Below are 26,691 nucleotides of genomic sequence, written 5' to 3' on the forward strand. Positions count from 1 at the left end.
AATGAATGCAAGACCCGCCCCGACACGGGACGGTCGACTCGCGCAGACCGGCGGTCAAACCGCCGCGAATGGCATTCCCGGCATCCTCGCCAGCCCCTCGGTCCCTTGCCTCAACTCGTCGACGCGGTCGACGGCGAGGCCCATTCCGCCAGCACTTCAGCCAATTGCGCACCGGTCAGCGGCTTGCGCAGGAAATCGTCCATGCCGGCGGCACGACTGCGGGCCTCGTCGTCACCACCGGTGCGGGCGGTGACGGCAATGATCGGCACATGCTCGCCGGGCGCTTCGTTCTGGCGAATCAGACGCGCTACCTGGAAGCCGTCGAGACCGGGCAGGTCCAGATCCATCAACACCAGGTCGCAAGGTTCTTGTGCCAGTTCGGCCATCGCCTCCAGTCCGTTCACCGCGTGGCGAACGCCGTGCCCCAGGCGTTCGAGCAAGCCACGGACGACTGCTGCCACGATGGCGTCGTCTTCCACCAGCAGGATCTGGCGCGTCGTGCCATCGCCCCGGCGTGGCACCGGCAATGTCCGCGGTGCCGGCGTGCTGACCTCGTGCAGTGGCAGGTGCAACCGGAAAATGCTGCCCTCGCCCATCCGCGATTCCAGCCCGATGCGCCCATCCAGCAGCAAGGCCAGTTCGCGACAGATCGACAGGCCAAGGCCCGTGCCCACGCGGCGTTGCGGACTCTCGCCCTGCTCGAACGGTTCGAACAGATGCGCCTGCACGTCCTCGGGAATGCCCGGGCCAGTGTCGCAGACGCTGAACACCAGTTCCTCGCCGTAGCACCCCACGCCAAGCACCACGCGACCGTGTTCGGTGAACTTCAATGCGTTGTTGGCGAGGTTCAGCAGGATCTGGCGGATGCGGAACACGTCGCCCATCGCGCGCGGCGGCAGGTCGGTTTCGATTTCCACGTCGAACTCCAGCCCCTTGGCACGCGCGTGGCCGGTTTGCAGGCGGCCGATCTCCTGCACCAGGGCGCAGGGATCGAATGGTGCCGGCTCCAGTTGCAATCGGCCCGATTCGATGCGAGCCAGGTCCAACGCATCGTTGAGCAATTTCAGCAGCAGCTCGCCGGAACGCTGCATGGTTTCGGCGTAACTGTGCTGGACGGCATTGAGCGGCGTGGCGAGCAGCAGTTCGGCCATGCCCATCACGCCGGTCATCGGCGTGCGGATCTCGTGGCTCAGCGTAGCCAGGAACTGGCTTTTTGCCGCGCTGGCCTGCTCGGCCAGGCTGCGCCGCTGCTCGGCCAGCATGATCTGTTGCCGGCTTGCCATGCGCCGCCGCCATGCCAGCAGGATGGCCCATGCCAGCAACACGATCAGCACGGCGTAAACCAGCCACGCCCACCAGCGCAGCCACGGTGGCGACTGCACATGGATGCGCAACGGCGCGGCCAGCGAGGTCCAGTGGCCGTTGACGAAAGCATGCACTTCCAGCGTGTAATCGCCTGCGCTCAGGCCGATGAACGTGCGTTCGCCGCGATTGCCGGTATCGACCCAGCCATTGTCGAAACCGACCAGCTTGAAGCAGTAGAGCGTCGACGGCGGATCGAGGTAACTGAATGCCCGCGTCTGCACCATCAAGCGGTGTTCGCCCCAACCCATGTGCAACACGCCATTGCGGACTGGCACCGCAGTCCAGTTCTTGCCGGCGTTGATGCTGACCTGGGTGATGGCCAGATGCGGCTTGCCGGGATGGTCCTGCACCCGATCGGGATCGAACGCGACCACCCCGCCAAGCGTGGGTGCGTAGATGTAGCCACTCGGCATCAGCGCATAGCCACGCGTGAACTCGCCGTTGGTCAGTCCATCCTGCAACCCGAGCGCACGGAATTTCCCGCTGGCCGGATCGAAGCACCACAGGCCGTCGTGGCCGAATATCCAGACCCGGCCATGCGCATCCACGCGCAGATCCACCACGCTGACCGGCGGCCAGCCATGCGCGCTGTCGACGGTGCGATCCAGCGCGATGCCGTCGCCCTGATAGTGGTAATGGGTCAGGCCGTTGTCGTTGGCCATCCACAAGCCATGCGCATCGAACGAGAAGGCATCCACCGATTGCCCCACCGGTCCGCCGGGTACCATCTCGAAACGGCTGTTGGTGGCGTTCAGGCGCATCATGCCGCCATCGCTGGCATACCAGAAAACGCCGCCATGCTCGGTCATCTGGCTGCCCCACAGCACCTTGTCGCTGGGCTGGTCCATCGGCATCCGCGTGACCTTCAGGCTGTCCGGGTCGATCCGGAACACGCCATGGCCGAATGTACGCGCATACATCTGGCCATCGGGACCGGGCTCCACTTCAAGCGGGCGCTTGGCACCGGCCGATCCGATATCCACCTTGGTGCAGCGCCAGGACGAAATCGCGCACACGTAGAGCCCGCCCTGCACCGCCACCCACAGCCGGTGCCGATTGTCCTGGGTCATCCCGACCACGTCGCCGACAAGCCCGGAGATCACCTGCTCGACATGGCCGGTGGCCGGATCGAGCCGATCCACCCGCCCCCGCCGCTCGCCCACCCAGACGTGTCGGCCGTCACGCCCACGCGCCATCGTGGTGGCCATCGCGTCGCGCAGGCTGGACGGATCATCCGGCACATGGGTGAAGCGGCTGAAGCTGTTCCAGCCGGGCGCCAGATAAGCCACGCCACCGTCGAACAAGGCCATCCAAACGCCGCCCTCGCGGTCGGTCATGATCTGCCACACCCAGGTGCCGGGCAGGTTGCCGTACAGCACCGGATGATTGCTGACCGGCGTAACCGGTCCGCCCGCCGTCGTCTGCACGAACAGGCCCTTCTGCGTGCCCACCCACAAGCGACCGGCCGCATCGCGGACGCTCGACATCACGTTGGTGGCCGGAATCGTCGGCGCACCGAAAGGATGCGCATAGCCGTCCTTGCCCACGATCATCAAGCCATCGACGGTCGCGATGCGCACCTCGTCGCCGGTGCCCTCGATGCGCCAGGGCACGACGCGCCGCTTGCTGCCCGCCTCCAGCACTTCGTGCATGCTGCCGTCGGCTTCGCGCACGAAGGTGCCGTGGTCGCTGCCGATCCACAGCCGCCCCTTCGCATCCACGTAGAGCGCGCCCACCGGGCCAAAGTCGCCCGGCTTGTCGCCCAGCAACGGATTGACGATATGCTCGAAATCCTTGCCATCCGGACTCATGCGATCGAGGCCGGCGCTGGTGCCCACCCACAGGCTGCCATCGGCGGTCTGCGCGATCGACCAGACGCGGTCGCTGACCAGACTGTGCGGATCGGCCGGGTCGTGGCCCCAGTGCAGGAACGTGCCGGTGGCGGCGACATAACGGTTCAGGCCCGCGTTCAGGCCCCCGGCCCAGAGACGCCCCTGGTGGTCGACCAGCAACGCGTCGATGCCATTGTCGAAAAGCGACCCCGGATCGTTCTTGGCATGCCGGAAAACCTGGAACTGCACGCCATCGAAGCGGGCGATGCCCCCCTTGGTACCGAACCAGATCGCGCCGTCAGGCGATTGCGCCACGGCATAGACATGCGTGCTGGGCAGGCCATCGCTGGTGCCATAGCGGCGAAACTGCGGGGTTGGCAGCGGCGTATTCGTTGCCGATACGGAGGCCACCGGCGCCGTACCGACCATCGGCGCATGGGGCGTTGGCGCACGCACCGAAGCACCAGGCATCGTGGTACCCAGCAGCATCGCCATTCCCAGCAAAAGCGTCCCCGCCATGAGCCTCCCCCATGCCTCCCTGGACGACGGACGACCGTGTCGCGGTCCGTCACAACCCGTGCATGATGCCAAAACCCCGCCGTTCGGGCGAGTCGGCGACCCTGCCGCTACACTTCGGCGCATGACCCGACGCCCCCGACTGCTGCTCGCCGCACTCGCCATCGCCGCGCTGTCATGGCTGCTGTTTGCCGCCGCCGACCGCGCGCTGGCGCTGGCCCAACGCTTCCTCACCCTGCCCACGTGGCTGCAATGGACCCTGGGCCTCGTGCTGCTGGTCTTCGCGCTGATCGGGCTGGGCGTGCTGTGGTGGCTGCTGCGTCCGCGCCGCAAGCGTCGTCCCGTGCCGGCGCCCGATCGCGGCAGCCTGGAGCGCCGCATCGGCCAGCTGCGCGAACGCGGGACCGACACCGCGGCGCTCAACGCGGAATTGTCCGAACTCGATCGCCGCCGCAGTAGCGCCCGTGTCTACGTGGCGTTATTCGGCGAAATCTCCAGCGGCAAAAGCAGCCTGATCCGTGCGCTGGCGCCGCAAGCGCTGGCCACCAGCGATGTGCGCGGCGGCACCACGCAAAGCGTCACCCATCACGACGGCCAGTTGCCCGATGGCCGCGTGCTGGTGCTGGCCGACGTCCCCGGCAGCCGCGAGGCCGGCGGCGAGACGCACGAAACCCTGGCCCGCCACGAAGCCCTGCGCGCGCATGCCGTGGTTTACCTGTGCGCCGGCGACCTCACCCGCACCCAGATGGATGAACTGCGCTGGCTCGGCGATTTCGGCAAGCCGCTGCTGCTGGCACTGAACAAGGCCGACCAGTGGAACGAGGCCGAGCGCGCGCAACTGCTCGATCGCCTGCGCCGGCAGACCCGCGGGATCGCCGCCACCGTGGTGGCGATCAGCGCCGGCGGCAGCGAGCGTTTCCAGCGCCGGCTCGCCGACGGCAGCACCGAGCAGGTCGAACGCCAGCGCACGCCCGACATCGAGCCGTTGCTGCACGCCCTGGCCCGACTCACCGCCCCCGGCGCCGAAGGGCTGGAGCCACTGCGCGAACACGCCGTGCTGGCCGGCGTGCACGAACGCACCGGCGTCCTCGAGGCGCAAACCCGCGCCGCCGAATCCGAACGCATCGTGCGCAAGTACGCGCGGCGCGCCATCGTCGGCGCACTGGCGGCGGTGGTGCCAGGCAGCGACCTGGTGATCCAGGGCGCACTGGCCACCGCGCTCACCCGCGAACTGGCCGCGTTGTACGGCGTGCGCGTCAGCGACGTCCAGATCGAGGACTTCATCCAGCAAGCCCGGCTCACCCTGCGCACCGGCAGTTCCATCGTGCTGGCCGTGGCCGGCAATGCACTGAAGGCCTTCCCCGGACTCGGTACATTGGGCGGCGGCGTGCTGCACGCATTCGCTTACGCCTTGATCTTCGATTCGATGGGCCGCGCGCTGTCCGCCTCGCTGGCCGAGCGCAAGACGCTGGATCAGCAGGATGCCGGGGAACGGTTGAAGGGGTTGCTGGCGGATGCGCGGGGGGCGCGGATGCGGCAGTTGGCGGCGCTGACGATGGAGGCCTGGCGGGAGCGGGACGAGGATCACGCCTCGTAGGCTTCGCTGTCTGTTTGTTGTTTCGCCCTGTTGAAGGTGGTCGACAAGTGGCTCGCCTGCGGCGGGCTTTCGAGCGCCTGCCGGCGCCCGAGTTACCTCTCTTTGCTGGCCCAAAGAGACGTAACCCAGAGAAATGGCCTGATGGGACCCGCCGACCCTACAAGCCTTGTCGGTCGAGGTGTTTGGAACTTGCGTGACTCTTCCTGTTACACGGGCGGCCACACCGCGCCGTCACCGTTAACTGAAGGCTAGGGAGGGCAGGCTCGCGTAATTGAACTCGACGCTTGGGTGTGCGGCTCTTGGGTTACTTTCTCTCGGGCAAGCGAGAGAAAGTGACTCGGCCGTCGGCAGACGGGTGAAACCCCGACACCTTAGATGGCGGCACGCGGCCGAAACATTTCAGTCAAGGCAAAACACCACTCAAAGCGCCTCGGGCAACAGCAGCAAACCGGCGAAACAAGTGCGCGCAACGAGCAGCACCGCATCGCGAACACTTTGTTCGCAACTGGCAACTGGCATCGCCCGCATCATTCGGCCAGACTTCGCCCATGCCCCGTTTCCGCCCCACATGCTGGTTGTCGTTTGCCCTGGCCATCCTGCTATTGCCAGCAGCGGCGCAAGCCGCCACGCACACCTACCGCTATGACACGGTGCACAGCCAGATCGTCTTCAGCATCGACCACGACGGCTATTCGCGGCCGTTCGGGCGGCTGCATATCGCGCGCGGCTGGTTGCGCTTCGATCCGGATGACTGGAGCCATGCGTCCACGGTGCTGGATATCGACATGGGCAGCGTCGACATGGGCGATGCGAAGTGGAATGACGCAGTCTGCGGCGGCTCGCTGCTCGATTGCTCGCACGAACGTTACGCCCATTTCGTCAGCACCTCGGTGGAACGCAAGGATGCCAGCCACGGTGTGTTGCATGGCGAATTGACCCTGCATGGCGTGACCCGGCCGGTCGCGTTGCCGTTCACCCTCAACCGGCTGGCGCGCACGATCTTCGGCATGCACGTGGTGGCCGGCTTCTCGGCCACTGCCACGCTGGACCGCACCGCCTTCGGCATCACCGCGTTTCCGAACGCCATCGGTCACAACGTCGCCGTATGGCTGGAACTCGAGGCGATTCGCGATGATCACATCGACACCACTTCCGGAGCCAAACCATGAGTCTGCGCAGCAACCATCGCCAATGGGGCAGCGTCATCAAGTGCTTCCACTGGATCATGGCGCTGGGCATTCTCGGCAATGGTGTGTGGGGCTTGCTGATGGTCGGCATGTCGCCGTCGATCTCGAAGATCAACGTGTTCGCGCTGCACAAGTCGATCGGCCTGACCCTGCTGGCCTTGCTGCTGCTGCGGCTGGCGTGGCGACTGAGCGAACGCGCGCCACCGGATGAACCGATGCCGTGCTGGCAGCGCCGGGTCGCGCACGCCACGCATGCCTTCCTGTACGTGCTGATCGCGGCGATTCCGCTCAGCGGCTGGTGGTTCAACTCGGTCACCGGCAAGCCGCTGCAATGGTTCAAGCTGTTCAACCTGCCCGCGCTGACGGCGAAGAACGAGGGCATCAGCCATGTCGTGCGCGACGTGCACGAATACCTGTTTTTCCTGCTGTTGCTGGTGCTGGTGTCGCATGTGGGCGCCGCCCTGAAGCATCACGTATTCGATCGCGACAATGTGCTGCGCCGGATGCTGCCGTTCGGCCGCCCGCGCACGCCGCCCGAAGGAGACCATCGATGAAACATCCCGCCCTGAAATCCCTGCTGTTACTCGCTGCACTGACGCTGCCCTGCGCGGGCTTCGCCACCGATTACACCGTGCAACCGGCCGCCAGCAAGCTCGGTTTTGTCGGCGTTTTCCAGGGCGCCAATTTCGATGGCAGCTTCAGCCAGTGGACCGCGACGATCAGCTACGACCCGGCACATCTGGCCAGCTCGAAGTTCGACGTCGACGTGAACCTGGCCAGTGCGAAAACCGGCGACAGTGATCGTGACAGCGCCCTGCCCGGCCCCGACTTCTTCGATGTGGCCAAATTTCCCACCGCGCACTTTGTCACCACCGGTTTCCGCGATGTTGGCGGCAAGGTGATCGCCGATGGCCAGCTCACCCTGCGTGGCGTGACCAAGCCAGTCAGCCTGACGGTGGATTTCAAGCCGCAGGGCAGCGGTGCCACGCTGGATGTCAGCGGCAACCTCAAGCGCCTCGATTTCAACGTGGGCGGCGGCCAGTACGCCGATACCTCGGTGATCGGCGCTGACGTGAAAGTCAGCGCACACCTCGTGCTCGCTGCCAAGTAGCCGATCACGCGTGGATTTCGACGCACTCTGGCAGCGATTGCGCAACCGGCTCACGCCGGAGCCTGCGCCCGCGCCGACGCGTACAGCCTCCGGCAACGCCGATACGCGCGTGGCCGACAGCCTGCGCAAGCTGATCGATGATCCCGCCATTCCGCCGTCGGTTCGCCACGAACTGGCCGCCGATTTCGCGCGCATCGAGTCGATGCTGGCCCGGCTGGAGCGCGGTGAATTGCACGTGGCGGTGTTCGGCCGCGTCTCCGCCGGCAAGTCGTCGCTGGCCAACGCGTTGCTTGGACACGAGGCATTCGCGGTCGGCGTCCTGCACGGCACCACCACCCAGGCTGCGCAGGCCACGCTGGACGAGGCGCAGCACGACGGTCTGGTATTGATCGACACGCCCGGCATCAACGAGCTGGATGGCGAAGCACGCGAGAAGCTGGCCTTCGATGTCGCCGAAATATGCGATTTGGTGATCTTCGTCTGTGATGGCGACCTGACCCGCGAAGAACTCGACGCACTGAAAACCCTGGCCGCCACCCAGCGCCCGCTGCTGCTGGCGTTGAACAAGGCCGACCGCTACAGCGCGGCCGAGCGTGTGGATCTGCTCGATCACCTGCGCCAGCGCACGCAGGGGCTGCTGCGCGCGCAGGATGTGCTGGCGGTGGCGGCACGCCCGGCCGCACAATACGTCGTCGATGACACCGTGAACAGGCACGGGCTTTCGTCCGAACAAGCCACACCACCCGACGTCGCCGCCCTGCGCGAACGGCTGCTGGCCATCGCCGCGCGCGAAGGCAAGACGCTGTCCGCGCTCAATGCCGGCTTGTACGCAGGGCGACTTACCGATCAGGTCAGCGCACGCATCGCCGAAACGCGCCGCGCGGTGGCCAGCAAGCTGATCCGCCATTACTGCATCGCCAAGGGCGTGGCGGTGGCGCTGAATCCGATTCCCGTCGCCGACCTGCTCGCCGCCGCCGGCCTCGATGCGGCGATGGTGGTGCAACTGTCGCGCGTCTACGGTCTGCCGCTGACCCGCGCCGAATCCGGACGGTTGGTGGCGGTGATCTCCGCCCAGCTCGCCGCCTTGATGGGCGCGATCTGGGGCGTGCAACTGGTGGCCTCGGCGCTGAAAGGCGTCAGTGCCGGGCTGTCCACCGTAGTCACTGCCGCGGCCCAGGGCGCGCTCGGCTGGTACGCCACGGTGCTGATCGGCCGCGCGGCCGAACGCTATCTGATCGCCGGCAAGTCCTGGGGCGAACAAGGCGCCAAACGCGCCGTCGCCGAGATCGTCGCCAGCCTCGACCGTGATTCGATCCTGCGCGAAGCGCGCGAGGAGATTCTCAAGCGGTTGAGACGCGCACCGTAGGTCGCTCGCATCACCTGCCCCATCATGCAGGAGCGCACCCTGTGCGCGATGCTTTGCGGCGCAAACGCCACAGGAAGAGCATCGCGCACAGGGTGCGCTCCTACAGGAGGCGTTTGCTGCCCAGGAATGCCCGCACCGCGGCCGCGTCGAACGGCCAGTCCAGCTCGCGGCCGTCGTCGAGATTGCGCAATACCGGCACGCGCGTGCCGTATCGCCGCTCCAGTTCCTCGCTGTCGTCCACCCACACGCTGTCGAATTCCGGCGTGCGCGCTTCGGCCAGTACGGCCAGCGCCATGTCGCAAAGGTGACAGTAGTCGCGTTGGTAGAGGATCAGTCGGGGCATGCGGCTGCGGATGGATGGAGATCCCGCGTAGAATAACCGTTCATCCCCATCTTCCCAGCAGCGTAGCCATGGCCGTCAGCGTATTCGACCTGTTCAAGATCGGCATCGGGCCGTCCTCCTCCCACACCGTGGGGCCGATGCGCGCCGCCGCGCGTTTTGCCGAACGCTGGCTGGAAGAGAAAGGCGTGCTTGCCAACGTAGTGCGCGTGCGCGCGGAACTGTACGGCTCGCTGGCGATGACCGGGCGCGGCCACGGTACCGACAAGGCGGTGTTGCTCGGCTTCACCGGCGAGCATCCGGATACGGTCGATCCCGACCGGATTCCGGCCACGCTGGAACACATTCGCGGCAGCGGTCGCCTGTCGTTGCTGGGCAAGCACGAGATCGAGTTCGACGAGAAGCGCGACCTGGTTTTCAACAAGCGCCAGAAGCTGCCGTTCCACACCAATGGCATGCGTTTTTCCGCCTACGATGCCGACGGCAACGAACTGGCCACGCGCGATTACTACTCGGTCGGCGGCGGCTTCGTGGTCAACACCGATGAAGCGGCGGAAGACCGCATCGTCGCCGACACCACCGCACAGCCCTACCCGTTCTCCACCGGCGACGAACTGCTGGCGCAGTGCGAAAAGCATCACCTCAGCATCGCCCAGTTGATGCTGGCCAACGAAAGCGTGTGGCGCCCCGAGGCGGAAACCCGCGCCGGCCTGCTGGTGATCTGGAAGGCCATGCGCGACTGCGTGGCTCGCGGCCTGCGCTCGCCCGGCACCCTGCCCGGCGGCCTGCACGTGACGCGCCGCGCCCCGGCGATGGCCGATGAATTGCGCAACCAGCCGGAAGCCTCGCTGAAGGATCCGCTGACCATCCTGGACTGGGTCAACCTGTACGCGCTGGCGGTGAACGAGGAAAACGCCGCCGGCGGCCGCGTGGTCACCGCACCCACCAACGGTGCCGCCGGCATCGTGCCGGCCGTGGGGCATTACTACCTGCACTTCTGCCCCAAGGCCGACGAGAACGGCATCGTCGACTACCTGCTCACCGCCGCCGCCATCGGCATCCTGTACAAGGAAAACGCCTCGATCTCCGGCGCCGAAGTGGGCTGCCAGGGCGAAGTCGGCGTGGCCTGCTCGATGGCCGCGGGCGGCCTCACCGCCGCACTGGGTGGCAATATCCACCAGGTCGAGAACGCCGCCGAGATCGGCATGGAACACAACCTCGGCCTCACCTGCGACCCGATCGGCGGCCTGGTGCAGATTCCCTGCATCGAACGCAACGCGATGGGCTCGGTCAAGGCGATCAACGCCAGCCGCATGGCGATGAAGAGCGACGGCAAGCACCGCGTCTCGCTCGACAAGGTCATCAAGACCATGCGCGACACCGGCCGCGACATGAAGGACAAGTACAAGGAAACCAGCCGCGGCGGCCTGGCGGTCAACGTCATCGAGTGCTGAGCGCCCCCATGCAGGAGCGCACCCTGTGCGCGAAGGCTTTTGCTTCGATCAGCGCCAGCGCCTTCGCGCACAAGGTGCGCTCCTACAGGTACGGGTCGAGTACAGCCTGGAGGGCGAGGGTTGGTTCAGTCGAACACGATGCTCGCAATGGCGCCGTTGGCGTCGCTGCGTGGGCGCATCGATACGTTCCAGCCGTAGAGGTCGCACAGGCGGCGCACGATGGCCAGGCCGAGCCCGGCACCGCTGCCGCCGGCGCCTTCGCCGCGCACGCCGCGCTGGAACAGGCGTTCGGCATCTTCGGGCTTGATGCCGGGGCCGGTGTCGATCACTTCGATGCGGCCTTTCCCCACTTCCACGCGCACGGTGCCTTCCAGCGTGTATTTGATGGCGTTGCCGATCAGGTTGGTCAGCGCCACTGACAGCACCGAGGCCGGGGCGTTGACGCTCACCGCCTCGTTCGTCGCCAGCTCGATCTCCACCGGCTTGCCGCGCAGCTGCGGACGCTGGCTTTCGATCACGTCGGCGGCAACCTTGCCCACGTCGGTGGTTTCGCCGCGGGTAGGGCCGCGACGCTCGGCGCGCGACAGCAGCAGCAACGCCTCGATCAGTTCGGTCGCCTGGCGCGACGCGCGCTCGATGCGCTTGAGCCGCTCGGCGAGCTTCGGCGTCAGGTCGGGCGATCCCTGCAGCAACTCGGTGGTACTGGCGACCACCGCCAGCGGCGTGCGCAATTCATGGCTGACGTCGGAGTTGAATTCGCGGTCGCGCTCGACCATCGCGGTGAGCCGCGCGGCGTATTCGTCCAGCGCCAGCGCCAGTTCGCCCACTTCGTCGTCGGCGAAGTTCGCCGCCAGCGGCTCGGCCTTGCCGGCCTTGCGGAAGTCGCGCAGCCGCTGCGCCAGTTGGGTCACCGGTTTGAGCACCTTTCGCGACAGCCACAGGCCGATCGCCAGCGAGAGCAGGCTGAAAAGAAACACGGCTGCGATCAGCGAAGTGATCAGTTGCCGCTTGCCCAGCTCCTCGCGCCCCACGTCGTAGCGCACAAAGCCGATGATGCCATCCTTCCGGCGCACCGCCAGTTTGTAGTGCTTGACCGTACCGTCGGCATTGGTTTCGGTGATGTCGTGCACACCACTCTGCAGGTTCTGCCAAGCCAATGGCATCTTGTAAAGCGTACGTTCGCTCTTGAACCATGCCTCCAGCAATTCAGAATGCGACTGCTGATCAGGGTGCGCAATGATCTGATTCACTGCCTGATCAACGTCGTGCTGCAACGCCGAGACCACCAACTGATCTTCCACCTTGGCGCGCACGTACAACGAGGCCACGGCAAACAACGCGCTGAGGCCGAAGCCGAACAGCGCGAAGGAAACGACGAGGCGAAACCGCAGCTTACGCCTGGACTGCATCCGGATCGACCATGCGGTAGCCGATGCCGTGCCGCGTGTGGATCAGCGGCTTGTCGAACGGCTTGTCGATCGCGGCGCGCAGGCCGTGGATGTGTACGCGCAGGGAGTCGCTGTCGGGCAGTTCCTCGCCCCACACTTTCTGCTCCAGGTCCTGCCGTGTCACCACCGAGGGGCTGGCTTCCATCAGCGCCTGCAGCAGTTTCAGGCCGATCGGGTTGAGCTGGATCGACTTGCCATCGCGATTCACGGTAAGCGTGTCGAGGTTGTAGGTCAGGTCGGACACCTTCAGCACCCGGCTCTGCGGGCCCTTGCCGCGGCGCGCCAGCACTTCCAGCCGCGCGGCCAGCTCCTGCAGCGCGAACGGCTTGGTCATGTAGTCGTCGGCACCGGATTCGAAGCCGGTGAGCTTCTGTTCCAGTGCGTCGCGCGCGGTCAGCATCAGCACCGGGGTCTGCTTGTGCGCCTCGTGGCGCAGCTTGCGCGCCACGTCCAGGCCGTCCATGCCGGGCAGGGTCAGATCCAGCACGATCACGTCGAAATCGTGCACCACGGCAAGATGCAGGCCGGTCACGCCATCGCCGGCGAAATCCACCACATGGCCGCGGTCTTCCAGATAATCGCCGATGTTCGTCGCGATATCGCTGTTGTCTTCAATCACCAGAACGCGCATGCGTCACTCCGCTACGCTGCCGGCACACAGTCCGGCGGAAGCTCAAGCTTAAACGGTGTGCCGCACCGACGTAAGCGGTAAAGCTGAATGCATCGTGGTGAATCGCGGCCGAAACCGCCCCACCCAGCTCTTTTGCAGGAGCGCACCCTGTGCGCGAAGGCTCTTGGCCGGGTATCGCGAGAAGCCTTTCGCGCACAGAGTGCGCCCCTGCAAAGGACATGGCATGGCCGGTTTCGGCCGCGATCCACCCAACAGCACAAAAAAGCCCGGGCGCATGACCTTGCGGCCACCCTGCCCGGGCTGAAGCTACTTGCCCCGATACCGTCATCTGCTGCCACCGTAGCCTTGCGGTTGAAGTGTCCAGCAAAAAACAGTGGGGTCTTTATAGGGGTGGCAGGGTTACGCGGCAGTTAATCCCATCCATACGCGGTCGCACAGTGTTCATGAAACCTCTCGAAATGCGCAGCGCCGCACATTCACTTTGCCGTGTTCCGCTCCAGGTGTTCGATGATGCAGGTGGATACATCCACGCCAGTCGCCGCTTCGATGCCTTCGAGCCCCGGCGAGGCATTCACTTCCAGCACCAGCGGGCCACGATGGGAGCGCAGCAGGTCGACGCCGGCGATACCCAGACCCAACGCACCGGCCGCGCGTACCGCGATGCGTTTTTCCGCCGCGCTCAGCACGGCCGCGCTGGCGCTGCCGCCACGATGCAGGTTGGCGCGAAAATCGCCGGGGCTGGCCTCGCGTTGCATCGCCGCGACCACCTTGCCGCCGACCACGAAACAGCGCAGGTCGCAGCCCTTCGCTTCGGCCACGAATTCCTGCACCAGGAAGTTGGCGTACAAGCCGCGAAACGCCTCGACCACGCTCTGCGAGGCGCTGCGCTTTTCCGCCAGCACCACACCGGTGCCTTGGCTTCCCTCGTTGAGCTTGATCACGTGCGGCGGCTCGCCCAGCATCGCCAGCACGTCGTCGGTGTCGTCGGGGTTGTCGCCGAACACCGTCACCGGCATGGCAATGCCTTGGGCGGCAAGGATTTGCAGGCTGCGCAGCTTGTCGCGCGCGCGCAGCACCGCGTCGGACGGGTTGGGCGTGTACACGCCCATCATTTCCAGCTGGCGCAATACCGCCGTGCCGTAGAACGTGGTGTTGGTGCCGATGCGCGGGATCACCGCGTCGATATCGCGCAGCGGCTTGCCCTTGTAGCGCATCTGCACCGCCTCCGGCGCGATGCGCACGTAGCAGCGCAACGGGTCGAGCACGCGTACCACGTGGTCGCGGGCACGGGCCGCCTCCACCAGCCGACGCGTGGAATACAGCCGCGCATTGCGCGAGAGAATGGCGATCTTCATGGGGTTCCGGGATGACCAGCGCGGCTGTCGTCGAAAAAGCGCGACCGGTTCAGTTGTACGTTTCGGTGATCTTCGTCACGCGACCATCCTGGCCGACGTAGATGGAGATGGTCTTGTTGCCTTCGTCGTAGTCCAGCCGATGCGCGACCACGGCGCCAAAGCGGTTCTGCACATCGCTCTGTATCGCGGGCTTGCCGGCCACCTTCAGCACATGCGCCTGGGTATCGCCAAGCACCACCAGGCTGGAACCGAAGCGCACGCTGTCGGCAGCCGCTGCGGAAAACGCCAGCACCAGGCCGGCCATCAGGACAATCCATCGTTTCATGACTCCATCTCCATGCCACCGCGGGGAAATCCAAGCTTATACAACCCGGCACCCGAGGCAAATGTTGCAACGACGTCATCTCACGCATGTGACGAAAGCCCGGCGACCGCGGCGTGAGCGAGCGTTGCCGCCACGTAGGACAAGGCCGGATCCACGCGGAACCGCTGATGCAGCGCGGTGCGCCCCAGCAGCAGCGGAAAACGCATGCCGCGGCGGTCGGTCAGGCTGATCTCGGCATCGAAGCAATGCCCCGCGAGCAGGATCTGGCTGCGGATGAACCAGCGTTCGGCACGATGGCCGCTGCTGTTGGTCACCACGCGCCGGCCCAGCGCCGGTGCCTCGCACGTCACACCGTACTGCGCATGCCGCCCCTGGCTCACGTCAAAGCGCAGCCAGACCGAACCATCGCGCATGAACGTTTCAAGGGAATCCACATGCAGCGCACTGGAACGCGCGCCGGTGTCGAGCTTGGCGCGCAGCCGCTCGATGCCAAGTTGCGGCAACCCGACCCGCTCCCGCCAACCAAGAGTCATCACGCCTGCAGTCATCGGCACACGCTGGTTGCTTGGAGGATTCGGGGAAGTTCGACGGGGATCGAACCGGTCGTTCAAACCAGCTGCGGGGACAGCGTGGTGGAGCGGGTGAAGGGAATCGAACCCTCGTCAGTAGTCGGGTGGGAAGGTGGCCTCGCGGCCACCCTCCCCCCTAAGAACCGTACGTGAGACTTTCGCCTCATACGGCTCAAGCAGCCAAGAACTCGACCGACACCCGCGCCGGTGGAGCGGCAGCCTATCCCTTTGTGGCACGAGCGTGCAACTGCGCGTGACACGTCGGGTGGAGCAACTGCAAGTTGGACAACCGATCCGAACCGCCATAGACCCGCCAGACCACGTGATGAACATGCCATCCCGTAGCTTTTGTGATCTTGGCGGCGCAAATCGGACAGAGCCCTTCTTGCCGATTCCAAAGCCAAAACAACTTCCTGCGTCCCTGCAGGCTTGCCCCCATCCGGCGAGTCATCCGCTCGTCGAAGTAGGTTTCATCCTTGGGATCGTAGGGGTTTGCGTCGGACCGTACCTTGATGTGATTGCCCACGGAAATGCTGGACAATCGCACTAGCGGGTACTTCTCCGCCTGAAAGAGCCAATCGCGAGAGCCATTCGAGCGGAAATACCGCCGCTTGACCCAGCGCTTGCCTTTCGTCGGATGCCGACGTACTGCCCAACGCCACAGCGCATGCCATAGCTGGTGGTCCATCCTTGCAAACGGACGGGATGCATGCACGACCCGGTGATAGTTGCCCCAGCCCCGAATCATCGGGTTGAGGGCAAAGATCACGTCGTCTTGCCGGGCACCCCGCAGCTCACGCAGACGTTCCCTGACCTTGGCGTAGAACGCTTTGGCGTTTCGCCTCGACGGCACGATGCGCAGGAAATCCTTTCGAGCGTTCTCCTTGACGTGCTTCTGCACATGCCATCCAAGAAAATCGAACCCTTCCGTTACGTGGGTGATCTTCGTTTTCTGCACCGAGAGCTGCAAACCGCGCTCGGCAAGAAATCCCACGATCAGCGGCTTGACCCGCGCTTCCAGAATCTCTTTCGAGACCCCGGTCACGATGAAGTCATCCGCATAACGGACAAAGTTGATCTTGGCGCGGCGTGGAAGACTGTCTTTCAACAACCGTTCCATGCCATCCAGCACCAGGTTTGCCAAGGTCGGAGAAATGATTCCTCCCTGTGGCGTACCGGCGACCGTCGGAAACAACGTACGACCCTCGACATATCCGGCCTTTAGCCATCCCAACAACACGCGCTTGTCCATAGGCACGTGGCGCATCAGCCATTCATGGCTAATGTTGTCGAAACAACCTTTGATGTCGCCCTCCAGCACCCATTCCGGCGAATGCTTTCTCGCCAGCCCGTTGTGGCACTGGGCGATGGCATCCGCAGTAGAGCGTCCGGATCGAAAGCCGTAGGAGTTTAAGTCCCCTCGGGTTTCCGCGACGGGATCGAGCGCAAGCCAGTAAAGCGCCTGCATTGCCCGATCTTTCATCGTCGGAATCCCAAGAGGGCGCATCCCTCCGTTGGCCTTCGGGATATGCACCCGTCGGAGCGGCTTCGGACGATAGCCTCGCGTCTCCAGCGCGGTTATCGCCCTCCCCTTCTCCGTGGGTGTGGACCAAGTAACGCCATCCACTCCCGGGGTCTTGCGGCCTTGGTTCTCCGTAACTCGACGCACCGCGACTGCTTTTGCGGTGGTCGAGCGGACGAGCAACCGTTGCAGGAAACGAACCCTGCGCCAGTCTTCGTCCTTGGCTGCCTTCGCTATGCGGATCTGCAACCTCCGGACACCCTGGAACGTCTCGGCCCACGGGATCGTGTGCCAATCAGTCCAGCGCGTGGAGGCAATATCACCATCGATGATGGCGTCCATATCAGTCCTCCAGAGTTGGAGCGGGTGAAGGGAATCGAACCCTCGTCAGTTGCTTGGGAAGCAACAGCTCTACCATTGAGCTACACCCGCCCATGACCCTCTGGGGATGGACGTCTCCCCTGATGGGGGTTCGTCACCCCATCGGGAGTAGGTTGTCAGACCTGTCTAGCGACAGGCCACCACGCGGAAGTCTGCACCCTTTCGGGTCGGGGCGATCGTTCCATCCCCTATCCCGGCCATTACAGCCGAGCCTTCGCTTCTTCCGCGATCCTGTGCCCGCTAGGCATTCAACACCCCTTGCGGGGGGCCTAGTCGGCGCCGAAGCGCAGACAGCCTAACGGGATTTCCACGTTCCGCACAAGTAACAGCACAACGAGGATCCCATCTTTTCGCCGGAGGTACCGGTATCAGCGCACTTCCACCAAGCAGGGAAGTGACCGACCTCGTCCCATTTTGGGTAGGGCCTATCAGATGTTTTGGCCCGTCTAGCTTGACGACGTTTAGATGATGGTTCGCTTGCGCTAACCCTTGTTGCGCAGCCTAGCGTCTACTCGGATACATCTTCCGAGGTCACGCCAACCCCTCACGGGGCAGACGTACCCGCGAGGGTGACTACATTGTCAGATCGCTCAGCACCGGGCAGTTACCCGCCCCGCACCGATCCTAGGCTACTGATGGCTGAACATCAGGTCAGGTTGAAATGCATGCACTCCACCTGACAATTACTTGCACGGCCTTCGCCGCGAAACATCGTGGCCACGTGTTTCTTGTGGACACGACTCTCCCTTGCTGCGTCCAGACATAACAGACCTGTCTGGAACAACCGGCAATCAGCGCCGGGTACCGCCCCTGTTTACGATGGGGAATCGGCTGCTACAGCAAAGGCGTGTGACTCGCAGCTCGTGTCGCACGCTTGGGAAGCTACAGCTCTACCATTGAGCTACACCCGCGTTGCCGGCGGATGGTAACCCGGGATCGGCTGATTTTGGAATCCCGGTCGCTCGTCATTCCTGCGAAGGCAGCAATCCAGCACCATTGGTTTCGATGGCCCGGAGTCGAGGAGTTTCGTACTGAGCGGCGGTTCGGCTGGCGAGGTTCGTTGGACGACGGCGGCTTCCGGGGTCCTTCAGACGTCGCAGCCACGCATGAATCCGGTCGAAACCGACTCATCGATGGCCTTGCCCGCCACCTCGCCCGCTGTCATCGTCATGGCCATTCGCACGTTATTCCGGGTGCAGGACTCACGAAAGCGCGTCCCCGCGCGCTCCCGCAAGAAGAGGATGTCATGCGCATGCCCACCAGCCTGCCCCCATCACTTCGCCGCTGGCGCGTAACCGCGCTGCTTTTGCTGCTGAGCCTGACCGCCACCGCATGGGCACAAACCACCGACACCACCGCCGTCGACCCGCCCACACGGGTGGCGCGCCTGTCTTACCTGGCCGGGGATGTCGGCGTACTGCCGGCCGGTGCGCATGACTGGAGCGATGCCGACGTCAACCGCCCGCTGACCGACGGTGACCGGCTTTCCAGCGGTGCCGACGCGCGTGCCGAGCTGGAACTGGGCGGCGCCACGCTGCACGTCGATGGCGATACCGACCTGGGCCTGCTCGCCCTGAACGGGCAGCTTGGCCAGTTCGAGCTGACCCAGGGCACGCTGGAGCTCAGCGTGCGCAGCCTCGCCAACGGCCAGAGCTACGAGATCGACACGCCCACCGTGGCGCTGGTGATGGACCAGCCGGGCTCGTTCCGCGTGGATATCGGCGCCGATGGCCGATCCACCACGGTCACCGCCTTCAACGGCAATGCGGTGGTGTTCGGCCAGAACAACGCACAGCAGGATGTGATCGCCGGACGCAGCTACCAGTTCGACGACGCGTCGCTGAGCGACGTGGGAATCACCGATGTGGGCGGCAGCGACGCGTTCGATGCCTGGTGCAGCGACCGCGACCGCCGCTACACCGACGCGATGACGCCGCGCTACGTCTCCACCGAAGTGGTAGGCGCCGAGGACCTGGGCAACTACGGCGACTGGAACGACGACCCCGAATATGGCGAAGTGTGGTATCCCGCCCATGTCGTCGCCGGCTGGGCACCGTACCGGTTCGGCCACTGGGTATGGATCACGCCATGGGGCTGGACCTGGGTGGATGACGCGCCGTGGGGCTTCGCCCCGTTCCACTACGGTCGCTGGGCCTATATCCGCGGCGCATGGGGCTGGCTGCCCGGTCCGCGTTACGCGCGGCCGATCTATGCGCCGGCGCTGGTCGCCTTCGTCGGCGGCGGGCGACACTGGGGCGTATCGGTGGGCCTGGGTGCACCGGTGGGCTGGTTTCCGCTCGGCCCGGGCGAGATCTTCAACCCGTGGTACCACGCCAGCCGCGGTTACTACTCGCGCGTCAACATCGCCGACCTGCGCGATCGCCACGGGCACAGCCCGCACGACATCGCCGGCCGCATCGAACGCGATTACGGCGACTTCCATCGCGGCCGTACAGCCCCGGGCATGGACTACGCCCACCATCACCCGCACGGCTTCACCGCCGTACCCGAACGCAGCTTCGCCGAGGCGCACGACGTGCATCGGCATCTGCTGCATGTCGACCCCCGCCGCCTGGCCCGTGCGCCGATCGAAGCCCGCGGGGTTCGCGTGAAGCCCGTGCCGGTCAACCCACTGTCGTCGCGCAACCCGCGCCTGCGCTCACTGCCCACGGCCGGCTTCCGCCGCCCCGTGGTGATGCGCCACGCGCCAGACGACGACCGCTTTGCCCGTGCCGGACGCTACAACGTGGCGCACTCGGACTACCGCGTGTCCGCCGGGGCTGCCCGTCCGGACGCACCACCAGCCCCGCCGCGCAGCAACGTGCGCGCCTACGGCGGCAACCACCCGGCGACACTGCCAACGCCGCCGCGCCTCATCACCGCGCATGACCCGCAACGCACCGGCGAGCTTCCTTCTGCCCGCTTCGCGCAGCAACACCGGGACACGCGTCGCGAATACGTGCAACGTCCCGGCGTGAGTTTTGTGGGTCGCGGATCGGAACCATCACGGGAAACACAGCATCCCGTGGGCGCACTGCCGCCGGAACCGCGTTTCGAACGCGTGCAATCCCTGCCACGCGACACCGGCGCCCGTGAATCCGCCGCGCGCTTCGAAGCAGCCCGGCGCATGCGCGACGAACGCGCGCCTCCAGCCACCTACCGCACACATGTCGACGCGATGCCGCGCAGCTACAACAACGCCGCGCCACGCCCATACAACAACATCCCCCAGCGCAGCTACAACAGTGCGCCGCACCCGGATTACCGCGGGCCCGCCTTCCGTCCGCCACCGCGGGTAGAGCCGGAACGGCGTGCACCCCAAGCCCATTCGGCGCCCAGCCGCAGACATGGCGGGCACGCACCGGCGTCCCATCAAAGCAACGATCGGCAGCACTGAAACAGCCGTTTCGACGCCACTGTAGGAGCGCACCCTGTGCGCGATGCTTTTTCGCAGTGTGCTACCGAGAGCATCGCGCACAGGGTGCGCTCCTACCTCCTCCGCGCGACGGACTACATCCGGACAAAATGACTTTCGATACGTTCCATCATCCTGGCGCCAAGGCCGGGCCGCTCCCAACAGCCCCGGGCACAACCGCTACAATGGGCGGATGCATATCACGCTCAATGGCCAGCCGCGCGATTGCACGGCCTCGATCACCATCGCCCACCTGCTCAATGAAGCCGGTTATGCCGGCCGTCGCGTGGCGGTGGAAGTGAACCGCGAGATCATTCCGCGCAGCCGCCATGCCGAGCATGCGCTGGCCGAAGGCGATGAGGTGGAAATCGTCCACGCCATCGGCGGCGGCTGACCGCACGCTTCGCCCTTTCCCCCACATTCCGGCCACGTCATGAACCTGAAAACCACCGACATCGTCGACCCGTTGATCATCGCTGGCAAAAGCTACGGCTCGCGCCTGCTCACCGGCACCGGCAAGTACAAGGATTTCGATGAAACCCGCGCCGCCTCGCAGGCTGCGGGCGCCGAGATCGTCACGGTGGCGATCCGTCGCGTGAACATCGGCCAGGACGCCAGCCAGCCCAGCCTGCTCGATGCACTGCCGCCCGACGAGTTCACCCTGCTGCCGAATACCGCCGGCTGCTACAACGCGGTCGACGCCGTGCGCACCTGCAAGCTGGCGCGCGAGCTGCTGGACGGCCACAAGCTGGTGAAGCTGGAAGTGCTGGGCGACCCGAAGACCCTGTTCCCGGACGTGGTGGAAACCCTGAAGGCGGCAGAGGAACTGGTCGCCGACGGTTTCGACGTGATGGTCTACACCAGCGACGATCCGATCCTGGCCAAGCGGCTGGAGCAGATCGGCTGTGTAGCAGTGATGCCGCTGGCCGCGCCGATCGGCTCGGGCCTGGGCATCCAGAACCGCTACAACCTGCTGGAGATCGTGGAGAACGCCACGGTACCGATCATCGTCGACGCCGGCGTGGGCACCGCGTCCGACGCCGCCGTGGCGATGGAACTAGGCTGCGACGGCGTGCTGATGAACACCGCCATCGCCGGCGCGAAGGATCCCGTGCTGATGGCCCACGCGATGAAACTGGCGATCCAGGCTGGCCGCGCTGCATTCAAGGCCGGACGGATTCCGCGCAAGCGCTATGCTTCGGCCTCCAGCCCGGTCGACGGCATCATCGGCTGATCGCACTCCCCTCTCCCGCCGGGAGAGGAACTTCACCCTACGCCGTTCGCCCTGAGCGTAGGCCCGCAGGGGCCGAAGTCGAAGGGCAGCCCTTCGACTTCGCTACGCTCAGGGCGAACGGTGAAAAACCACGCTCACTGCTGCGAAAAGCCTGCACCTACTCGCTCCGCCCGCACCCTCACCCGCCTGCCGGCACCCTCTCCCAAAGGGAGAGGGACTCACTCGATAGCTTTCGCCCGACATGACCGACCATCCCGTTCCCGAACATCTCCGCCGCATCCGCAGCTTCGTGCTGCGCGAGGGCCGCATGACGCCCGCGCAACAGCGCGCCTTCGACGATCACTGGGCCCGTTTCGGCATCGATTACACCGGCTGTGCGCAGGACTTCGCCACCCGCTTCGGACGCACCGCGCCACTGGTGATGGAAATCGGTTTCGGCAACGGCGAGGCGTTGGCGTGGGCCAGCGAGTACGATCCGGCGCGTGATTACCTCGGCGTGGAAGTACACGGTCCCGGCGTCGGCCGGCTGATGAACGTGCTGGCAGCGCGCGATGCCGGCAATGTGCGCCTGTATCGGCACGACGCGGTGGAAGTGCTGGAAAACGAGATCGCCCCGGACACCCTGGCCGAAGCGCGCATCTGGTTTCCCGACCCGTGGCACAAGAAGCGCCACAACAAGCGCCGCATTATCCAGCCCGGGTTCGTCGCCCAGCTCGCCACGCGCATGGCCCCCGGCGGCCTGCTGCACCTGGCCACCGACTGGCAGGCCTACGCCGAGCACATGCTCGAAGTGATGGAAGCCGCGCCGGCCTGGTCCAATGCCATCGCCCCCGGCGAGTACGCCGAGAAACCCGCCTGGCGCATCGAAACCCACTTCGAACGGCGCGGATTGAAGTTGGGTCACGGGGTGTGGGATCTGCTTTACCGTCGCGTCTGACGCCCGCGAAGCACAAGATCCACCACATCGAATGACCTACCTGGCAGGAGCGCACCCTGTGCGCGATGCTTTCGGTATTTACTGGCGAAGGCATCGCGCACAGGGTGCGCTCCTGCAATCAGCAACGGCATGGAGGGGGATGTTGGGAGGGGGTCAATCACTCGCGCCACAAGCTTGCCTACCCCACCCCAACCCACCCCTGCTGGCAGGGGTGGGGGCAAAAGCGAGAACTGCGGTGATCCACTTGCTCCCGATTCACCAGCCCTTGCACTTGGCCGCTTATACTTGCGATCAATCAGGGACCCAAGCTGCCGCAGCGTGAATCATCCACTGCCCATCCATCGCCAGACTGATCGCTCGCCCCGCCGGGACGCTCGCTAGTGGGACTGACCCTCACACCCGACATGATGCTGGTGCTCGGGCTGGTGGTCTTCACCATGCTGATGCTGGTGCTGGAGTGGATCCGCGCCGACATGGTGGCGCTGCTGGTGGTGGTGGTGATCGGCCTGACCGGGCTGATTCCGGCCGACAAGGTCTTCAACGGATTCGCCGGCAACGCGGTCATCGCGATCATCGCGATCATGATCATGGGCGAAGGGTTGGACCGCGCCGGCGTGCTGAGCCTGACCGCCCGTTTCGTGATGCGCATGGCGCGTGGCAAGGAATCCCGGCTGGGCGTGGTGATCAACTCGGTCGCCAGCCTGTTCAGCGCGGTGATCCCCAGTCAGGCGCTGGCGGCGCTGATGATTCCCGTGTCCAGCCGCCTGTCTGCGCGCACCGGCGTGCCGATCTCGCGGCTGTTGCTGCCGATGGCGTTTTGTATCCTCACCGCCACCAACACCACTCTGATCGCGAATTCCCCGCTGATCATGCTGAACGACCTGATCGCCAGCGCCAACAACAACCTGCCGCCGGGCGCGCAGACCATTCCCAAGTTCGGCCTGTTCAGCGTGACCCCGGTGGGCCTGGCGCTGGCCATTACCGGTGTGCTGTTCTTCTGGCTGTTCACCCGCAAGGTGCTGCCCGAGCGCGAAGACGCGCGCCAGAAGGTGACCCCGGGCCGTACCGAAAGCTACTTCGCCGAGACCTACGGCATCGTCGGCGAGACCGCCGAGCTCACCGTCACCGCGGAAAGCCCGCTGGTGGGCATGAGCATCGGCGAAGCGGAACAACTGCACGGCGCGCCGTTGATCCTGGCCATCAAGAGCGGCAACGATGCACGCATGGCCCCGCCGGCGGACCACGTGATCTGGGTCGGCTCGGTGCTGGGCGTGCTCGGCCCCCGCGAGCAGCTCAACCAGTTCGCCAACAACCAGTTGTGCCGTCTGCTGCCACGCATGCGCCAGTTGGGCGAGCTGTTCAATCCGACCCGCGCGGGCATTTCCGAGGCGGTAATTCCACCCAACTCACGCTTCATCAAGCAGACCATCGGCGACCTGCACCTGCGCAAACGCCACGGCATCTCGGTGTTGGCGGTGACCCGTGGCGAGCACGTGTATCGCGACGACGTGCGCGCGGTCAGCCTGCGTGCCGGCGACACCATGGTGCTGCATTCAAGCTGGCGCGAACTGGCGCAAACCGCCGAGGACCGCGATCTGGTGGTGGTCACCGACATTCCGCGCGAAGAGCAGCGCCCGAACAAGATCTGGCAGGCGGTAGGCTTCTTCTTCACCGCCAAGTGCCTGGCCCTGTTCACCAATCTGGATCTATCCATCGCCATGATGACCGGCGCCATCGGCATGCTGCTGTCCGGCGTGCTGAACATGGACGAGGCCTACAAGGCGATCAACTGGAAGACCATCTTCGTCACCGCCTGCCTGATCCCGCTGGGCTGGTCGATGGACTCCACCGGCACCGCCGCGTGGCTGGCGCAGGAAGTGCTGGTGCACATGGGCGGCGCCTCGCCGTGGGTGCTGCAACTGGCACTGGCGACGCTCACCCTGCTGTTCTCGCAGGTGATGTCCAACGTGGGCGCCACCGTGATGATGGTGCCCGTGGCGATCAGCGTGGCCGTGGCCACCGGCGGCAATCCGTCCGCCTATGCGCTGATTGTGGCCGTGTCCTCGTCCAACACCTTCCTGATCAGCTCCGGCCACCCCGCCCTGATGATGGTCACCGGCCCCGGCGGCTACAAGAGCAAGGACTTCCTGCGCGCCGGCATCCCGCTGACCTTCGTGGTCCTGGCCATCACTCTGGTGGCGATCAACCTGATGTTCCATTGAGGGCTCCCACGCCTCCGCGCGATGATTTCTCCACCCGCGCGGGCACCCGAGCCGGGGACCGCAACCGATACGTGCCTCCAGGCAAATCTGGTCGCGGCCGAAATCGCCTCCGTCAAAAAGGTTCTTGTCTCATTGAACGCACACCGGGAACCTCAAAAATCTCTCAAAGTGCGTCATTCCGGCGAAGGCCGGAGGCGCCTTTCAACAGACGGCTGTCTGGTCATCCAGTGGCCGCATGGCCTGAACAAGCGTGGTCGCTACTGGATCCCGGCCTTCGCCGGGATGACGAGCACGATAGGTCGTCGCTGGCCGATTTTGAGTCGCTCCGTTACCAGTCCCATAGAAGTCTCCACAGCCCTCATGCATCAGGGCTATGCCCAGATTATTCCGGACAGCAATCGGCGCAGGCCGGGATGACGAACAAATAAAGCGGTTATTCGAGATACCCAGTGGGAGGTGCGCGCTTCACGCAACTTGCCATCATCACGCGCAGCCATCGGCGGCAACAACATCGAGTCGACGCTGCAAGGCACGCAGTCGTTGTTGCAGCGCCGCTGGCGGCAGCGTCATCGACAAGGCACCCAGGCAGTGCTGCAAATGCACTGGATCGCCGCGCAGACGCTTCAATGCCTTGTCCAGATCGATGCGCACGACATCGCCATAGGCACACCGCGCTTTCTCCAGCGCAGGGCGCAGCCGGCGTGGTGGCTGGTTCATCATGGCCAGATCGATCGCGTCACGGGAAAAAACGCTGTCGTCGCGCCAACGGTCGGCATTGGCCAGCAATTTACTGGCGGCCGCGTCTATATCAGTGAGTGTCCCGATGCCGCATAGCCGGTCATTACGACCAGGCGGATCCAGCACGATGCGCGCTTCGTGCACAATCTCAAACTTGATTTCGCTGCTTTCAACCTGCAGCACGGTGAGGATACCGCATTGGTCGATCCGCCACGGGCGCAGCAGGCGGATCGGTGCAACGCCTGCTTGCAGCAGCGGCGCCAGGTCATCGGCACCGGCAAGGCATTGACGCAGCTCACGGTAGGCTTCTGCATCGGAGACGAGGAAGTCCATGTCGACGGACTCGCGGAATTCGCCCCAGCGCAAGGCGATGGCCGTACCCCCGCCGAAGCGGCATTGCATGGCATCCAGCCGTCCACCATCCAGGGCCAGCAATACCTGGGCGACACGGCGATGATGCAGGCGTTCAAACATCCAGTAGTCCCTTGCCATAGACCTGTTGCAATGCCTTGATCAGGGCACGTTCCCGCAGCTCGAGAGCCTCAAGTTCAACGTGCCGCCAATTGCGCTCATACAAATCCAGCGCTTCGCGTGGCGTGAGCACCTGCGTATCGTCGGCTACCTGCCAAGCCAGCCGGCGCAATTGCGGAAAATCGTGCAGACGGATATGCAATGGCAAATGATCCGCCAGGGGGCCCGTAGCCGTCGCCTGCTCCGGTATCGAAGCAGGCGCAAGCAGCTCGACACGCAAGCCGAGTACCTCGGCAGCGGCCAATAGCGAACCGGCCGCCACGCTGGCCTCACCCTTTTCCAGTCGATGCCAGGTCACACGGGAAATCCCGGCGGCTTCTGCAGCCGCCACTGCGCTCAGACCCAGCGACTTGCGCCGGATGCGCAATGTTTGCCCGAGCGTGAGGGCAGTTTCCAACTTGGATACGAGAAGATTCATGGTGCCAACTTCCGTAAAGTGTTTCTTATAATGATCATTTATCAAAAAATGTCAACTTAAAGAAACATTTTTCGGCGCAGCGCGCCCTGCAAAAGGTCCGCCCGAGTGCGGCATTCCGCTGACCTTCGTGGTCCTGGCCATCACCTTGGTGGCAATCAACCTGATTGTTCCATTGAGGGCGTCACGGAAGGCCGCTT

21 protein-coding genes and 1 tRNA gene are annotated in these 26,691 nt (G+C 65.0%); 11 read left to right on the forward strand and 11 right to left on the reverse strand.

The annotated features are described in order from the left end of the window. Positions 1 to 110: 110 nt before the first annotated feature. Positions 111 to 3,716 carry a hybrid sensor histidine kinase/response regulator gene (locus AB7849_RS02040; RefSeq protein ID WP_157618195.1) on the reverse strand — a complete coding sequence of 1,202 codons (3,606 nt, stop codon included), beginning with the start codon at positions 3,714 to 3,716 and terminating at the stop codon, positions 111 to 113. A gap of 121 nt (positions 3,717 to 3,837) precedes the next feature. Here AB7849_RS02040 and AB7849_RS02045 point away from each other — a divergent pair, with 121 nt between their 5' ends. The 5 genes from AB7849_RS02045 (at position 3,838) to AB7849_RS02065 (ending at position 8,974) form a co-directional block, all read left to right on the forward strand. Further along, positions 3,838 to 5,310: a GTPase gene (locus tag AB7849_RS02045; protein ID WP_369500503.1), complete on the forward strand. Its 1,473-nt coding sequence runs from the start codon at positions 3,838 to 3,840 to the stop codon at positions 5,308 to 5,310. 548 nt (positions 5,311 to 5,858) lie between these two features. Then, a complete protein-coding gene (locus AB7849_RS02050; protein ID WP_008210016.1) occupies positions 5,859 to 6,479 on the forward strand; it encodes a YceI family protein in 621 nt (206 codons plus the stop codon). Then, on the forward strand, positions 6,476 to 7,051 hold the full coding sequence (locus tag AB7849_RS02055) for a cytochrome b (RefSeq protein ID WP_008210018.1): 576 nt from the start codon (positions 6,476 to 6,478) through the stop codon (positions 7,049 to 7,051). Before AB7849_RS02050 ends, AB7849_RS02055 begins: the two co-directional genes overlap by 4 nt. After that, positions 7,048 to 7,608, forward strand: coding sequence for a YceI family protein (locus AB7849_RS02060; RefSeq protein ID WP_008210019.1), 561 nt, complete (start codon positions 7,048 to 7,050; stop codon positions 7,606 to 7,608). Before AB7849_RS02055 ends, AB7849_RS02060 begins: the two co-directional genes overlap by 4 nt. A gap of 10 nt (positions 7,609 to 7,618) precedes the next feature. Further along, the gene (locus tag AB7849_RS02065) at positions 7,619 to 8,974 is read left to right on the forward strand and encodes a GTP-binding protein (protein WP_008210023.1); all 1,356 of its coding nucleotides are present in this window, start codon (positions 7,619 to 7,621) and stop codon (positions 8,972 to 8,974) included. 100 nt (positions 8,975 to 9,074) lie between these two features. Here AB7849_RS02065 and AB7849_RS02070 read toward each other — a convergent pair whose 3' ends face one another. Continuing rightward, entirely contained in the window at positions 9,075 to 9,317 is a 243-nt protein-coding gene (locus tag AB7849_RS02070; RefSeq protein ID WP_008210026.1) for a glutaredoxin family protein, read from the reverse strand. Positions 9,318 to 9,385: 68 nt separating this feature from the next. Here AB7849_RS02070 and AB7849_RS02075 point away from each other — a divergent pair, with 68 nt between their 5' ends. Continuing rightward, on the forward strand, positions 9,386 to 10,768 hold the full coding sequence (locus tag AB7849_RS02075) for an L-serine ammonia-lyase (RefSeq protein ID WP_369500504.1): 1,383 nt from the start codon (positions 9,386 to 9,388) through the stop codon (positions 10,766 to 10,768). A gap of 125 nt (positions 10,769 to 10,893) precedes the next feature. Here the strand turns inward: AB7849_RS02075 and AB7849_RS02080 are convergent, their stop codons facing one another. The 7 genes from AB7849_RS02080 to AB7849_RS02110 all read right to left on the reverse strand — a co-directional run bounded on the left by AB7849_RS02080 (position 10,894) and on the right by AB7849_RS02110 (position 17,050). Beyond that, positions 10,894 to 12,177, reverse strand: coding sequence for a sensor histidine kinase (locus AB7849_RS02080; protein WP_369500505.1), 1,284 nt, complete (start codon positions 12,175 to 12,177; stop codon positions 10,894 to 10,896). Continuing rightward, entirely contained in the window at positions 12,161 to 12,847 is a 687-nt protein-coding gene (locus AB7849_RS02085) for a response regulator transcription factor (RefSeq protein WP_008212270.1), read from the reverse strand. Before AB7849_RS02085 ends, AB7849_RS02080 begins: the two co-directional genes overlap by 17 nt. Positions 12,848 to 13,323: 476 nt before the next feature. Then, on the reverse strand, positions 13,324 to 14,202 hold the full coding sequence (gene rimK / locus AB7849_RS02090; RefSeq protein ID WP_092702142.1) for a 30S ribosomal protein S6--L-glutamate ligase: 879 nt from the start codon (positions 14,200 to 14,202) through the stop codon (positions 13,324 to 13,326). A gap of 49 nt (positions 14,203 to 14,251) precedes the next feature. Further along, entirely contained in the window at positions 14,252 to 14,527 is a 276-nt protein-coding gene (locus AB7849_RS02095; protein WP_008212265.1) for a hypothetical protein, read from the reverse strand. A gap of 80 nt (positions 14,528 to 14,607) precedes the next feature. Next, positions 14,608 to 15,060 carry an ATP-dependent zinc protease family protein gene (locus AB7849_RS02100; RefSeq protein ID WP_037100166.1) on the reverse strand — a complete coding sequence of 151 codons (453 nt, stop codon included), beginning with the start codon at positions 15,058 to 15,060 and terminating at the stop codon, positions 14,608 to 14,610. A gap of 256 nt (positions 15,061 to 15,316) precedes the next feature. Then, positions 15,317 to 16,960 (reverse strand): group II intron reverse transcriptase/maturase, encoded by a 1,644-nt coding sequence (ltrA, locus tag AB7849_RS02105; RefSeq protein ID WP_369500506.1) that lies wholly within the window; start codon positions 16,958 to 16,960, stop codon positions 15,317 to 15,319. Positions 16,961 to 16,976: 16 nt separating this feature from the next. Then, positions 16,977 to 17,050: transfer RNA gene (locus AB7849_RS02110), tRNA-Gly, on the reverse strand. A gap of 1,195 nt (positions 17,051 to 18,245) precedes the next feature. On the opposite strand from AB7849_RS02110, the gene AB7849_RS02115 reads away from it, so the two are divergent. The 5 genes from AB7849_RS02115 to AB7849_RS02135 all read left to right on the forward strand — a co-directional run bounded on the left by AB7849_RS02115 (position 18,246) and on the right by AB7849_RS02135 (position 24,807). Next, the gene (locus AB7849_RS02115) at positions 18,246 to 20,396 is read left to right on the forward strand and encodes a DUF6600 domain-containing protein (RefSeq protein ID WP_008212260.1); all 2,151 of its coding nucleotides are present in this window, start codon (positions 18,246 to 18,248) and stop codon (positions 20,394 to 20,396) included. 211 nt (positions 20,397 to 20,607) lie between these two features. Continuing rightward, positions 20,608 to 20,808, forward strand: coding sequence for a sulfur carrier protein ThiS (gene thiS, locus AB7849_RS02120; protein WP_037100157.1), 201 nt, complete (start codon positions 20,608 to 20,610; stop codon positions 20,806 to 20,808). A 39-nt stretch (positions 20,809 to 20,847) separates the two neighbouring features. Next, positions 20,848 to 21,648 carry a thiazole synthase gene (locus AB7849_RS02125; protein WP_008212257.1) on the forward strand — a complete coding sequence of 267 codons (801 nt, stop codon included), beginning with the start codon at positions 20,848 to 20,850 and terminating at the stop codon, positions 21,646 to 21,648. Positions 21,649 to 21,889: 241 nt separating this feature from the next. Next, complete coding sequence (trmB, locus tag AB7849_RS02130; protein WP_369500507.1) at positions 21,890 to 22,585, forward strand: tRNA (guanosine(46)-N7)-methyltransferase TrmB; 696 nt, start codon at positions 21,890 to 21,892, stop codon at positions 22,583 to 22,585. Between the two features lie 404 nt (positions 22,586 to 22,989). After that, positions 22,990 to 24,807, forward strand: a complete 1,818-nt coding sequence (locus tag AB7849_RS02135; RefSeq protein WP_037101107.1) for an SLC13 family permease — start codon at positions 22,990 to 22,992, stop codon at positions 24,805 to 24,807. 483 nt (positions 24,808 to 25,290) lie between these two features. Here AB7849_RS02135 and AB7849_RS02140 read toward each other — a convergent pair whose 3' ends face one another. Continuing rightward, positions 25,291 to 26,037, reverse strand: coding sequence for a nucleotidyl transferase AbiEii/AbiGii toxin family protein (locus AB7849_RS02140; RefSeq protein ID WP_369500508.1), 747 nt, complete (start codon positions 26,035 to 26,037; stop codon positions 25,291 to 25,293). Then, entirely contained in the window at positions 26,012 to 26,494 is a 483-nt protein-coding gene (locus AB7849_RS02145) for a helix-turn-helix domain-containing protein (protein WP_008213800.1), read from the reverse strand. Before AB7849_RS02145 ends, AB7849_RS02140 begins: the two co-directional genes overlap by 26 nt. Between the last annotated feature and the right edge of the window lie 197 nt (positions 26,495 to 26,691).

Origin of the sequence: Rhodanobacter sp. FW021-MT20, assembly GCF_041107475.1 — a bacterium.
In the GTDB taxonomy this organism is placed as follows: Bacteria; Pseudomonadota; Gammaproteobacteria; order Xanthomonadales; family Rhodanobacteraceae; genus Rhodanobacter_A; species Rhodanobacter_A glycinis.

Excerpts from the sequence above, each read along its gene's own strand:
- AB7849_RS02055 (WP_008210018.1), top strand. The coding sequence starts at position 6,476 with ATGAGTCTGCGCAGCAACCATCGCCAATGGGGCAGCGTCATCAAGTGC.
- AB7849_RS02095 (WP_008212265.1), bottom strand. The coding sequence starts at position 14,527 with ATGAAACGATGGATTGTCCTGATGGCCGGCCTGGTGCTGGCGTTTTCC.
- thiS (WP_037100157.1), top strand. The coding sequence starts at position 20,608 with ATGCATATCACGCTCAATGGCCAGCCGCGCGATTGCACGGCCTCGATC.
- AB7849_RS02070 (WP_008210026.1), bottom strand. The coding sequence starts at position 9,317 with ATGCCCCGACTGATCCTCTACCAACGCGACTACTGTCACCTTTGCGAC.
- AB7849_RS02080 (WP_369500505.1), bottom strand. The coding sequence starts at position 12,177 with ATGCAGTCCAGGCGTAAGCTGCGGTTTCGCCTCGTCGTTTCCTTCGCG.
- AB7849_RS02040 (WP_157618195.1), bottom strand. The coding sequence starts at position 3,716 with ATGGCGGGGACGCTTTTGCTGGGAATGGCGATGCTGCTGGGTACCACG.
- AB7849_RS02060 (WP_008210019.1), top strand. The coding sequence starts at position 7,048 with ATGAAACATCCCGCCCTGAAATCCCTGCTGTTACTCGCTGCACTGACG.
- AB7849_RS02115 (WP_008212260.1), top strand. The coding sequence starts at position 18,246 with ATGCGCATGCCCACCAGCCTGCCCCCATCACTTCGCCGCTGGCGCGTA.
- AB7849_RS02045 (WP_369500503.1), top strand. The coding sequence starts at position 3,838 with ATGACCCGACGCCCCCGACTGCTGCTCGCCGCACTCGCCATCGCCGCG.
- AB7849_RS02100 (WP_037100166.1), bottom strand. The coding sequence starts at position 15,060 with ATGACTCTTGGTTGGCGGGAGCGGGTCGGGTTGCCGCAACTTGGCATC.
- AB7849_RS02140 (WP_369500508.1), bottom strand. The coding sequence starts at position 26,037 with ATGGCAAGGGACTACTGGATGTTTGAACGCCTGCATCATCGCCGTGTC.
- ltrA (WP_369500506.1), bottom strand. The coding sequence starts at position 16,960 with ATGGACGCCATCATCGATGGTGATATTGCCTCCACGCGCTGGACTGAT.
- AB7849_RS02075 (WP_369500504.1), top strand. The coding sequence starts at position 9,386 with ATGGCCGTCAGCGTATTCGACCTGTTCAAGATCGGCATCGGGCCGTCC.
- AB7849_RS02145 (WP_008213800.1), bottom strand. The coding sequence starts at position 26,494 with ATGAATCTTCTCGTATCCAAGTTGGAAACTGCCCTCACGCTCGGGCAA.
- AB7849_RS02050 (WP_008210016.1), top strand. The coding sequence starts at position 5,859 with ATGCCCCGTTTCCGCCCCACATGCTGGTTGTCGTTTGCCCTGGCCATC.
- AB7849_RS02125 (WP_008212257.1), top strand. The coding sequence starts at position 20,848 with ATGAACCTGAAAACCACCGACATCGTCGACCCGTTGATCATCGCTGGC.
- AB7849_RS02135 (WP_037101107.1), top strand. The coding sequence starts at position 22,990 with ATGATGCTGGTGCTCGGGCTGGTGGTCTTCACCATGCTGATGCTGGTG.
- rimK (WP_092702142.1), bottom strand. The coding sequence starts at position 14,202 with ATGAAGATCGCCATTCTCTCGCGCAATGCGCGGCTGTATTCCACGCGT.
- trmB (WP_369500507.1), top strand. The coding sequence starts at position 21,890 with ATGACCGACCATCCCGTTCCCGAACATCTCCGCCGCATCCGCAGCTTC.
- AB7849_RS02085 (WP_008212270.1), bottom strand. The coding sequence starts at position 12,847 with ATGCGCGTTCTGGTGATTGAAGACAACAGCGATATCGCGACGAACATC.